Below are 12364 nucleotides of genomic sequence, written 5' to 3' on the forward strand. Positions count from 1 at the left end.
TTTTATTTTGGTGAAAATCCGGTATAATCGCAGCTTTGCATAATACAATTCGCTGATATTGGCTGAAATGACAGCACAACAGAAAGTAGAGACGCTCTGATTTGCTGACGAATCTTGTGGCAAGTACAAGCCAAAACAATGCATGTATTAGACAAGCAAAACGATACTGAGGGCATTTAAGTGGAGACAACCCGGCATTTCACAGTGGTTAGACCAATCTTACGTGGAAACTTGACTGGTCCACACCAATTCTCTATAATTTACCTTAGGTATAACTGGAAGGGAATGTGGCAAGACATGTATTTAGCAAATGAACACCGTTACGAGAAGATGCCGGTTCGGCGCGCAGGGAACACCGGGTTTCAACTACCGGCAATTTCTTTTGGTATGTGGCACAGTTTTGGCGAAAACGCCAATTATGGAGACACACGTGATGTGATTTTGAAGGCGTTTGACGCAGGTATCTTTAGTTTTGACCTCGCCGCCAACTATGGTCCGGGTTCTTACGCAGCCGAAAGTCTCTTTGGTCAAGTTCTTCAGCGCGAATTGATGCCTTACCGTGATGAATTGGTCATCAGTAGTAAGGCTGGTTTCCACATGTGGCCAGGGCCTTACGGACAAATGAGTTCTCGTAAGGCATTGACGGCTTCTCTGGACCGCTCATTGCAGGCTATGCGGTTGGATTATGTTGATATTTACTACAGTCACCGATTTGACCCAGAAACCTCACCAGAAGAAACGGCTGTTGCCTTAGATAACTTGGTTCGCCAAGGCAAAACGTTGTACGTTGGGATTTCAAATTACACGGAACCACAGGCCGCAGCGATGATCAAAATATTTAAGGACTTGCATACGCCATTCGTCGTCGATCAAGTGTCTTACAATATGCTGAATCAGACAGCTAACGATGATGGTCTATTCGACATGTTGACTAAAAACAATGCCGGAGCAATTGCTTACGGTCCCTTGGCGGAAGGTCTCTTGACTGACAAGTATTTGAACGGTATTCCAGAAGACGTGGCTATTCACTGGTCGAATGAGTTTGTCTTGGACAACGGTCGTGACAAGATGGTACAGAAACTACAAGCACTCAATCAGATTGCGCAGAGCCGTGGTCAAAAATTATCTCATATGGCGTTAGCTTGGTTATTACACAATCCGGTTATTACGAGTGTCATTACCGGGGCGTCTAAGCCAGCTCACTTGAAGGAAAACATCAAGGCCGTGCAAAACCTGACCTTTGATGACGATCAATTACAAGCAATCGATAAAATCTTAAAGGCTTAAACATTGAGTCTGGAACATAACCCCAAAAGTTGCTCCTTTCAGAATCTAACGATTCTAAAAGAAGCAGCTTTATTTGCGTTGTAAGGTGGAAACGTTGTAATCAAAGCGTTTGACACTGATGTGGCGTAAACTATGATCAGTATTAGGGATACCGTAAGCATTGGGGGATTCCTGCAAAGGTGTTATCCAACTGGTTGCAAGGGGGCTTTGTGTCAGAGAAGTCCAGAATGAAATCAGTTGTGCGTAAGAAAGTGTGTAAGGAATCCGTTTCTCAGGCTGAAGCAGACCCACAGTCGGCAGAATATTTGGCGACCAGAGTCCGTTAATTTTACACTGACTTTGTGCAACCTTTAGACGAACCTAAATTGACCGTAGATATCGCAGCCTGGTGGGGTATAATAAGATTTAGTATGAAAACGGATGATGGAGGTTGCTATGACACGCAAAGTAACGATTCGGGACCTTGCTGAAGCAGCGGGTGTTTCGGTAACAACGGTTTCACAAATTTTAAATGGTAAAGGTGAACGCTTTAGTCTCGATACGCGGCGGCGCGTCCATCAATTGCAAGAAGAATTGGGTTATGTTCCAGATTTTAATGCCCGGAACCTTATTATGAAGTCTGCGCAGACTATTGGTGTCTTAGTTCCTAACCTGGGGAACCCCTTCTTCAGTATGTTTATTCGGGGTGTCCAAGAGGCCAGTCGTGAACAGCACTTCATTCCTCTTATTTTTGGTGCCAATCACGATGAGAAGCTTGAAAGTTACTACGTAGAAGAGTTGATTAAGCGGGCTGTAGATGGCCTGATCATTGCCAGTGCGTCGATCACGGCGGAGGCTATTGATAACATTCTCAAGAAAAATGGGATTCCTTATCTGTTAATCGACCAGAACGGTGGTCCTAGTTTGGACCGAATTCGAATCGATGACGAACGGGGGGGCCAACTTGCGGCTGAGCACCTACTGTCATTGGGGCATCGTAAAATTGCGGTCGTGATGCCAGAACATCCGACTGACAATTTGGTGATTCGTTTGGCTGGATTTAAGGAACGCCTAGCCGAGTCTGGTGTCATGTTACCAGATTCAGCAGTGGTCATCTCACCCATGACCAAGCTGGGTGGTTATCAGGCGACGGCTGGCGTGATGACCCAAAAGCCAACCGCAGTCTTTGCCATTAACGATGAAACGGCGCTGGGACTGATGCGTGGTCTGCATGAACAGGGGCTAAATGTTCCCACGGACATTTCCGTGATGGGGTACGATGATATTGATTTGGATGAATATGTGGTGCCCAAGTTAAGTAGTATTCGTCAACCGGTAGTTACCATGGGTCAGCAGGCAACGACGTTATTGATCAACCGAATTCAAGATCAACGCCAAGCTGCTCAGCTGGTAGACCTCCCCGTGGAGCTTCGTCAGCGGGAGAGTACAGGACCCGTGAAATAAATTTCATTTTTTTCTTGTAAGCCTTTTCGAAACATGATACGCTAGGGATAAGCAAAAACAGATTGTCCAGCGTGTCGGCAATACGTAAAACGTTTTACAAATGGATAAATTGGTTAAGGAGTGAAGGTTAATTATGTCAAACAAAGTTACGGTTCTAGGTAGTCTCAACGTTGATACGACATTGCGGGTTGCCCGGATGCCACAGCCAGGAGAAACGCTATCCACTGAAAACAAGAGTAGTGCCGCTGGTGGGAAGGGCGCTAACCAAGCCGTTGCTGCAGCCCGTGCCGGTGCTGAAACGCGGTTCATCGGTAAGGTTGGTAACGATGATGCAGGTCGTTTTATGGTTGAGTCTTTAAAAGATGATGGAATCGATACGAGTGCCATCATCACCGACCCAACGATTGGAACGGGGTCTGCTTTTATCTTACTTGACGAAGCGGGTCAAAACAGTATCTTGGTCTATGGTGGGTCTAATCAACAGATCAAGGCTGAAGAAGTTACAGCTGTTGAAGACGAAATTGCTAAGGCTGACTTCTTGATCACGCAATTTGAAACGCCACAAGATGCGACTTTGGCTGCCTTTACGGTTGCCAAGAAACACCACGTGACGACTATCTTAAACCCAGCGCCCGCCGCTAAAATTGATCCTGAAATCTTAAAAGTTACCGATTTAGTGGTACCAAACGAGAGTGAAAGTGCTATCTTAACTGGTATCGAAGTTACCGATGAGGCGTCGATGGACGCTAATGCTGCCAAGTTCCGTGAATTGGGTGTTAAGAATCTTATTATCACCATCGGGAGCAAGGGAGCTTACTACGCAACTGCCGATGGTTCTGGTTTTGTACCAGCCTTCAAGGTCAACGCCGTAGATACCACGGCTGCTGGAGACACCTTCATTGGCGCATTGAGCTCACAACTCAAACCGGACCTCAGCAACATTGCCACAGCCTTGGTCTTCGCACAACGGGCTAGTTCCTTGACCGTTCAGGGACTGGGCGCAATGCCATCGATTCCGACGCTGGCTCAGATTGAAGCAGCCAGCAAGTAATTCTTTTCAGAAAATAAAATAGTTTTTGAGACGACCTATACCAATTTTTATGGTAAAAGGTCGTTTTTTTGTATCTTGAGAACAACCGGTTGCAACATCTTTGAATTGGTATATCCAATATATCTGTTTTTGCAACTCACAAAAGCCCATTTAATAAGTTTTACAAAAGGGGTTGCATGATGACAATTAAATTGGTATAGTTATAAAAGTCGATGGTGAGCGTCGATTCTACCGGTATGATTAACGTATAAAAACTCATCTACCAATAACAGATGATCAGAATGGTCTGGTCACTTAAAGTGAGGTTATTTCGGATGTTGAATGAAAAAGTAATGAAACAAGTAAGTTTTGATGACACGGACAATTTAGCAGTAACGGCGGTCCGGATGTTAAGCATGGATATGATTTCGCGGGCCCGCTCAGGTCATCCAGGACTCCCATTAGGGGCTTCGCCAATGGCTTATGTTTTATTTTCCCGCCATTTACGGGTCGATCCTTCATTTCCACAATGGTTCAATCGGGATCGATTTGTCCTTTCTGCTGGCCACGGTTCGGCTATGCTGTACAGTCTCTTACACCTGAGCGGCTTTTCACTGAGTCGAAGCGACTTGATGAACTTCCGACAATTAGGTAGTAAGACCCCGGGGCATCCAGAGTATGGTGTGACACCTGGAGTGGACGCGACGACCGGTCCTTTAGGTCAAGGTATTGGAATGGCCGTGGGGATGGCCATGGCTGAAGCTCATTTAGCCGCGGATTACAATCAACCGAATCTAAACGTCGTTGATCACTATACATACGCCTTATGTGGGGATGGTGATTTGATGGAAGGGGTTGCGGCTGAATCTGCAAGTTTAGCTGGCCAATTAAAATTAAATAAGTTAATCGTATTGTACGATTCTAATGACATTTCACTTGACGGACCGTTGAGTAATGCTTGTCATGATGATGTAGCGGGGCGTTTCTTAAGCTATGGTTGGAACTATTCACGAGTGGCGGACGGAAATGACCTGGACGCTATCGATGATGCAATTACTGCAGCTAAGCAGAATCAAGACGGGCCAACTTTGATCGAGGTCAAGACACAGATTGGGGCGGGGAGTCCGAACGCCGGCACAAATAAGGTTCACGGTGCACCGTTGAATGCAGCCGATTTAGAGGCTACACGGAATACCTATGGTTGGAACAACGATCCCTTTACAGTACCAGCTGAGGTTCATGAACGATTTATGACGACGATCAAGGCACGGGGCTGGGCCAGCCACCAAGAGTGGTCAAACTTAATCACCCGTTATGCAACGGTTGAGCCAGAACTGGCTAGCCAATTTGCCAAAGGATTGAGCCAAGAAGCACCGGCTGACTTGACAGATCAACTGCCAATCTATTACAAGAAGGATAGTTTGGCTTCTCGGGCAAGTGGCAGCGAAGTTCTACAGAAGCTAAGTGCAGCCCTGCCAAACTTATGGGGGGGATCAGCCGATCTCTTTAGCTCAAACAAGACGGCAATTGCCGAGGATGATCGGTTTAGTGCCGAAAATCCACAAGGTAGAAATTTATGGTTTGGTGTACGTGAGTTTGCCGAGGCCGCTGCCATGAACGGAATCGCTTTGCACGGGGGGAGTCGGGTTTATGGGTCGACATTCTTTGTCTTCTCTGACTACATGAAGCCAGCAATTCGGTTGGCAGCACTCCAAAAATTGCCAATCATCTACGTCTTCACGCATGATTCGTTGGCCGTCGGGGAGGATGGCCCGACTCATGAACCCGTAGAACAGTTAGCTGCTTTACGAGCAATCCCAGGCTTAGCGGTCTTTCGGCCAGCGGATGGGAATGAAACCGTGGCGGCTTGGCAGACAGCACTCCAATCAGTCGACCATCCAACGGCCATCATCCTTTCACGTCAGGGCTTACCAACGCTACCACAAGCAGCTGCGCGTGTTCGTAGCGGTGTAAAGCGGGGTGGCTACGTGGTTCGCGATGCTCAAGGGGATGCGGAAGGTATTTTGATGGCATCGGGGTCAGAAGTTAAATTAGCATTAGGGGCACAAGAACAACTAGCAGAAATGGGTCACGACGTACGGGTCGTATCCGTACCAAGCTTTGAACAATTCAATATGCAGTCCACTGCTTACCGTGAACGTATCATGCCAATTAAGCTGCGCCGTAGAGTGGCAATTGAAATGGCGAGCGGCCTGGGATGGTGTCAATATGTTGGCCTCGATGGCGCGATGCTGACGCAGGAACAGTTCGGTGCTAGTGGTCCTGGTGAGCAGGTCATGGAAATGGCTGGATTCACCGTTGACCGCGTCGTTCAAGCATACTTGGGGTTGAACTGAAGAATGCAGTCGGAATGACTACGCCTCAGCTTAGAATGGTCTTTATCCTAGCAAGGGCTTAATGAAGGAGTCGAATCAACAGGGTTCTATCTGTGGAGTGGTCCCGTGTTCATCTTTAGGATATCCAGTCATATATTTTAGCAAGTAAAATGAGGGACACGAGCAGGCAATAGGTTCGGGTCCCTTTTATGATTCTAACTGAGGTTGAAAGGTCTAAAATACCCATTATGACGGTTATAACAATAATACTGAGACCAAAAATGGACAACTTGGTCGGCTGTTGCCATATTGACCGATGAATATGGGGTGTAGCAACACTGTCCGATAGAACGAAGCCGCCGCGTCCGGCAGTTTTACAAGAAATATTGCAAACGTTTCCCGAAAATCTAGTAAGTTCGTAAAATTATTGGTATATTGGGGGTAAAGGAACTGGAGGCGGTTTTAATGGAAATTCGGCGGATCAAGGTGCCAACGGCGTTAGTGTGGTCAGCACCCTCGGCGGTGACTAAGACCGATCAGACTTATTTGAAAACTGGCGATTTGACGACGTGGCTGGCAGCGCTTAAACCAACGGATAAAGACCGGTTGGCTGACAATGACAGTATCGTCACGGAGGCATTGTTTAACGACCGTGTGGTATTGGATCGCGTTGAGGGTGACTGGGCCCACGTGTTTGTGACGCGGCAAGGTAATCGGCAGGAACGACGAGGCTATCCTGGCTGGGTGCCTTTGGCGCAACTGACGACGGCTGATGAAGAACTGGCCTACCCCACGACAACGGTTCGGCTGGTCCATGCCGAGACGACGTTGTTAAATGAGGACCGCCAACCCGTGTCGATCTTACCATTGGGAACACTGTTGACGACGACTGGTCAGGACAGTGAGTGGATTCAAGTCGTCACGCCTCTAGGCCAAGGGTGGATTGCGGCCGCTGCCGCCAAACTTGGTGTGACGGGGGCCGATGATGGCGACCGGCTATTAGCACTGGGCCAACAGTTCATCGGGACACCCTATCTGTGGGGGGGGGATCACACCGCAAGGATTTGATTGTTCCGGCTTTATCTATGCGTTACACCGGGCACTCGACTACTATATTCCCCGGGATGCGCAGGACCAATTTGCCAATGGATATCCGGTTGCACCGGAAAATTTGGCTGCTGGTGACCTTGTCTTCTTTGCTCGTGAACACGGGACTGGCGAGATTCATCATGTGGGTGTGTATGCGGGGAATGGTAAGATGCTACATGCACCTAAGCCAGGTGCGGCCGTTCAATTGGCACCGCTGACCGGAAAGCTAGCACCAGAATACGTGGGGGCTCGGCGGTTCTGGCAATAAATGGAAGTTGAAGAATTTTGTAAGGTCATGGTCAAACCTCATCCGCTGACTAGGGACATGCTATACTGCTTCATGGGAGCAGTATAATGAAAGCGAAAAGAGAGGGATAACCATGAAATTAAAACAAATTTTGCTTGGGGTCGTAGCCGTAACTTTAGCGATTACTTTGGGCAGTCGCGCGGTATCCGCTGCTGCTGACACCACGGATACAGGGAGTACCAGTAGCTCAGCAACCAGTGGCAGTACCGTTCAAACTAAGGCACTCTCCAAGGCTTATGTGGTCTATGGGGCTGGTTTGGCCAGTGAAGACAAGGATACGGTTGCCTCAGCATTGGGCGTAAAATCGAATTATACGGCATTGACCGCAACCGGGACCGACTACGCAACGTATCTGAACTCGGCTGGAACCACTGATGCCAGTATGATCAGTTCGGTGGCATTGGCACCGGCGGATCCTGGGACTGGGGTTAAGGTTAATATTGCCAAATATAATGGAAATAACAATATTACTGAAGTAACCGCCCAACAATACGCCATGGTCGCAACTATGGCGGGGGTCAAAGATGTCATTATTACGGTGACAGCTGACAAGACCGTTTCTGGAGAATCCGCCTTGACCGGTGTCTACAAGGCTTTAGCAGCAGATGGGTTAACGTTGAATTCAGAAAATACGCAAGCCGCTAACAGCGTCTTGGATGCGACTCAGCCAGCCATTGATTCTAACAATGATGATAGTAAGTATCCCGGTAAATTAATGTCTGCTGTGGGTTCTGTTTCTTCAGATCTGGCTAAGCAACGACAGAACGGAAATGATTTAGCAACTAAGGCCGATATTGAAACGATGTTGCAAAAAGCTTTGGCTAAACAGGGCATTGATGGTAAGACGAGTTCAACTCAGATTACCAACATCTCAATTGCCCTCAGTAAGGTTCAACAAGCACCGGTCTCAACGAGTAAGACGTACGTGACGAATGTCACCAACGTTGCCAATAACCTTGCCAACAGTATTGGGGATAAAATGGCTAGCGTGAAAGATTTCGCCAACAGTGCGGATGCAAAAAAAGCTGAGAATTTCATTGTGCAATTCTGGAATAAAATCGTTAGTTTTTTTAAAGGATTACTAGGCTAAAAGTGAGTAAGAACGGTGAAATAACAAAGTAACGGGAGATTTCTCCCGTTTTTTTTTTGCACTTTTTTTAATTTCACAAGCAGAACAAGACACTTGACAGTTGTAAAATACAAAAAGCGTTTTCAATAATATCTTGTACCGTACAACTGCTTACACTTTGGAAAAGGTGGATAAATATACGCCACCCGCATCGGTTTTGATTGAATCTTACATAGAACAAACGTTTGCTAGCCAACAAACTGGAAATGCTGATATTATCAGATTACAGTAGTACCTGGGAAATTGGAAACGCTTAAGGGGAACATATATTCAGAGCTTAAATTCTGTTAATAATTCCTTAATATTTCACAAGAAACTGGGAAAACGTGTGGTAAGATTAATTTGTGATTCGTATTTACTGTGAACGAACGTAAATGCCACTGGGTCTGAAGAGCAATTTGCGTTTCATGATGAGTTTGAAATCTTAAGTCATAAAAGGACGTGTTGGTGAAGATGAGTACAGGACAACGAAAAACCAAAGCAGTTGTTGGCGTCGTTGGGGCCATTGGTGCTTTAGCGGCTGGAGCATCCATGACCGCTAATGCTGATACCATTCAAGTTAAGCAAGGGGACACCGTTTGGGGTCTTTCACAGCAGACTGGCGTTTCTATTCAAGATTTAGAACAGCAGAATTCGATTGACGCAAAGACCGATTTAATTTTTGTCGGTCAACGGCTTCAAGTAAAATCAGCTAAGACAACGCAGACATATTCGGTTAAATCCGGTGATACGCTTTGGGATTTAGCCCAGACGTATCATTTGACGGTGGCACAATTACAAAAGGCAAATGCCTTAACTGGTGACATGTTAAGCGTTGGCCAAAAACTAGAAATTCCACAAGCTAGTCATGTTAAGGACAATGCCACAACGCAGACAACGACACCAAGCAGCCGACAGCAAGCAACGCAAAAGGCGAGTGCTGTTCAGGCACAGATTGTCGCTGAACAACAGGCCGCAGCTAGCAAGCAAAAACAGCAAACGGCTGCAGCAACCTCTAGTTCAGTAGTTACTGGTAGTCAAGAAGCAAGTTCAAGTACGACGTCACAGACGTCGTCCAAGACCAGTGCGAGTGAGCAGACGCCAGCCGTGACACCTGCAACGGGTCAAAGTACAACACCCAAGGCATCTACCAGCACGACGACAGCTAGCCAAACGAGTTCTTCAACCAGTAGTTCGGTTGTTAGCCAACCTGCAACTAAGATGAGTCAGGCGAGTGCCCAGAGTAAAACCAGTAGCAGCGTCGAAGGCAGTTCGGTCGCTCAGAACAGCTCGGTTAAGAGCCAATCAACGAGCAGTAGTGCAACGGTTGGTCAGACACAGAAGAGCCAAGCACCGGTTAGCTCAACCAGTCAATCCGTAACGACACCAACGCAAAGTAGCAGCTCTGTTACTGAGGCGAGTTCCGATACCACAACGTCAACGTCTCGTGCCACTGCGACGAAAGCCGTACAGCGGAAGCGGGTGACACGTTCGGCGTCTAATGTGACAAGTCAGTCACAGTCCCAGGCGACTAGCAGCAGTCAGGTAACGACCCAGGCCGCCACGACAAGTCAGGCCGTCTCGTCTAGTTCGCAGAGCGCAACGGTCAATCAGGCTAGTGCTGGTGCAACAGCGACGACTAAGGCTAAGAAGACAAAGCGGATTCGTACAACGACCCAAGCGGCCGTCAAGAAAGCCGCGCAGTCAAGCCAACAGACGACCAGTAGCAGTTCCACGTCTTCCGCAACTGCCACCACGAGTAGCAGTAGTGCCAAGGCAACAACGAACAGTAACTTGACCACGGGTTCTGTGACAAGTTTGGCGTTAAAATTGGCATCAGCGAACATTCCTTACGTTTGGGGTGGCTCATCTCTCAGCGGGATGGATTGTTCTGGCCTGGTTGCCTACGTTTACCAGCACGCACTGGGGATTAGTTTGCCGCACAACACGGTTTCGCAAGAAGCACGGGTATCGACACATTCCGTTGCGTCTGCTAAGCCGGGGGACATCTTGTTCTGGGGGTCTAAGGGTGCAACCTATCACGATGCCATCTACATTGGTAATGGTCAGTACGTTGCAGCACCAACGCCAGGTCAAAATGTCGAAGTTGAATCGATCAGTCAATACTTTATGCCTTCGTTTGCAGGAACCGTGAAATAAGTCAAGCGACATGAATCCGCTTTTTTGACCATTTTCGGCAATCCGCCGAAAAAAGTTAAGATAATCGTTAACAAATCCAATGGCAAGTGTTATGATTTCTCGTAGTCATTTAGAGATGAGTCAACATAATTAAATTTTCTTGTTAAAGGAGTTGTCAAAAAGGTGAGTAATCGTATGGAGATTCTGGAAGAGTATCGTCAGGCTAATTCACAGTTGGCTACGTTAAAACGGAAGGAATCTGAGAGCGTTCAGTGGAGCTCGGAGACAGTGCAGATTGAACCGCGCTACGGCAAAGAAATGAACGACTTATCCGATAAGTGCGCTCAGCTCGACATGATTCTGGAAGCAATGGACGCTTCAGAAGACTAAAAATAACCTGCGGGTGGTTTTGATCACACGCAAAAGCCCCACCGCTAAAACTAACGGTGAGGCTTTTTATTGGCTCTAAATGGTGATATCGAACCAGAACGGGTAGGATTTGACGCCAACGTAGACATCAAAGAACCGACCACCCATTTCTTCGCCGTCTAACTGCCCGTATTCGATGGCTGGAACGGTTAGGTGGACTTGTGTAGCTTGATAGTAGTGAACGGCCTTAGACGTTAAATGACGCTTAAATACTAAGCGTAAGGCTAGCCAAAGTAATTTGAAGAAATGTGGTTTTTCAATTACGACCAGATGTAGCTTGTGATCCGTGATGGTTGCGCCAGGAGCAATACCGACACCGCCACCGAAGTAGGGATGATTGGTCGTGGTAACGAGAAAGGCATTGGGATAGATATCCCGTTGATTACCCACGTGAACGGTGAGGGTAAAGCCTGTTTGGTTGTAATAAACATCAAGTGCCGACGCTAAATAGGACAAAGACCCCATGTGATGTTTGTTGAGCCAAACCTTAGCTTTCGACTGATTCGCTTGTGAAATGATGGCCGCATCGAACCCAATGCCTAGGTTGTTGGTGAAGACACCACGTTCTTGCTTGATGGTTTCATCGTAACTGCCAATGTCGTAGTTGGTCGTGTGCGTACACTGAATAATCTGTTTCAGCGCATCTTCCCACTTCAAGGCCATTCCAGCTCCCCGGGCGAAATCGTTACCGGAACCAATGGGTAAGTAAGTCACCGGAATCGGGTATTGTCGTTGGAGCTGCGTTAGACCGTTAAGCGCCTCATGTAAGGTCCCGTCACCGCCAACGGCTAAGACGACCCAGTTTTGCTGGGGGTCATCCGGGATACGTTTGGCAAATTGCTCGCTCAAAAGGACGGCATGATTCGGATATTCCGAAATTGCTAGCTGGTAGGAGACCTGGGCGGCATCGAGCTGCTCTTTGATTTCTGGCCACAGTGTACCGGCGCGGCCACTTCCTGCGTGCTCGTTTAGAATGATATAGAACTGGACACTCACCGTACTGCTCCTCTCAAAATTTAATCCTTTTCATTATAAACGAAAACTTTAGTGGTGCCTAGTGATTCCAGCATAACTTTCCTTGGTCATAAGAAATTATGTAAAATTACACCGGATTTTGCTTAGAATGACTGCAGTCCAACTCGGGTTGGGGGACTGTCACAATCGCGTGGAAAAGTTTAAGATGGTCAGGGGTTCAA

General features: G+C 47.4%; 10 protein-coding genes. 9 read left to right on the forward strand and 1 reads right to left on the reverse strand.

The features are described from left to right. Nucleotides 1-297: 297 nt before the first annotated feature. The 9 genes from EKM89_RS02890 (at nucleotide 298) to EKM89_RS02925 (ending at nucleotide 11129) form a co-directional block, all read left to right on the forward strand. On the forward strand, nucleotides 298-1287 hold the full coding sequence (locus tag EKM89_RS02890; protein WP_125685662.1) for an aldo/keto reductase: 990 nt from the start codon (nucleotides 298-300) through the stop codon (nucleotides 1285-1287). A gap of 435 nt (nucleotides 1288-1722) precedes the next feature. Further along, nucleotides 1723-2730: a ribose utilization transcriptional repressor RbsR gene (gene rbsR / locus EKM89_RS02895; protein WP_125685663.1), complete on the forward strand. Its 1008-nt coding sequence runs from the start codon at nucleotides 1723-1725 to the stop codon at nucleotides 2728-2730. Nucleotides 2731-2863: 133 nt separating this feature from the next. Further along, nucleotides 2864-3781, forward strand: coding sequence for a ribokinase (rbsK, locus tag EKM89_RS02900; RefSeq protein WP_125685664.1), 918 nt, complete (start codon nucleotides 2864-2866; stop codon nucleotides 3779-3781). 314 nt (nucleotides 3782-4095) lie between these two features. Further along, entirely contained in the window at nucleotides 4096-6117 is a 2022-nt protein-coding gene (tkt, locus tag EKM89_RS02905) for a transketolase (protein WP_125685665.1), read from the forward strand. Between the two features lie 444 nt (nucleotides 6118-6561). Continuing rightward, nucleotides 6562-7164, forward strand: coding sequence for a hypothetical protein (locus tag EKM89_RS02910; protein WP_225421799.1), 603 nt, complete (start codon nucleotides 6562-6564; stop codon nucleotides 7162-7164). 13 nt (nucleotides 7165-7177) lie between these two features. Continuing rightward, a complete protein-coding gene (locus tag EKM89_RS14165; protein ID WP_263853917.1) occupies nucleotides 7178-7453 on the forward strand; it encodes a C40 family peptidase in 276 nt (91 codons plus the stop codon). A 112-nt stretch (nucleotides 7454-7565) separates the two neighbouring features. Then, a complete protein-coding gene (locus EKM89_RS02915) occupies nucleotides 7566-8582 on the forward strand; it encodes a DUF1002 domain-containing protein (protein WP_125685666.1) in 1017 nt (338 codons plus the stop codon). Nucleotides 8583-9074: 492 nt separating this feature from the next. Continuing rightward, nucleotides 9075-10760, forward strand: a complete 1686-nt coding sequence (locus EKM89_RS02920) for a LysM peptidoglycan-binding domain-containing protein (RefSeq protein WP_191988740.1) — start codon at nucleotides 9075-9077, stop codon at nucleotides 10758-10760. A 162-nt stretch (nucleotides 10761-10922) separates the two neighbouring features. Further along, nucleotides 10923-11129, forward strand: a complete 207-nt coding sequence (locus tag EKM89_RS02925; protein WP_125685667.1) for a hypothetical protein — start codon at nucleotides 10923-10925, stop codon at nucleotides 11127-11129. Nucleotides 11130-11204: 75 nt separating this feature from the next. Here EKM89_RS02925 and EKM89_RS02930 read toward each other — a convergent pair whose 3' ends face one another. Continuing rightward, nucleotides 11205-12164, reverse strand: coding sequence for a diacylglycerol/lipid kinase family protein (locus tag EKM89_RS02930; RefSeq protein ID WP_125685668.1), 960 nt, complete (start codon nucleotides 12162-12164; stop codon nucleotides 11205-11207). Nucleotides 12165-12364: the final 200 nt, after the last annotated feature.

Origin of the sequence: Levilactobacillus fujinensis, from assembly GCF_003946335.1 — a bacterium.
In the GTDB taxonomy this organism is placed as follows: domain Bacteria; phylum Bacillota; class Bacilli; order Lactobacillales; family Lactobacillaceae; genus Levilactobacillus; species Levilactobacillus fujinensis.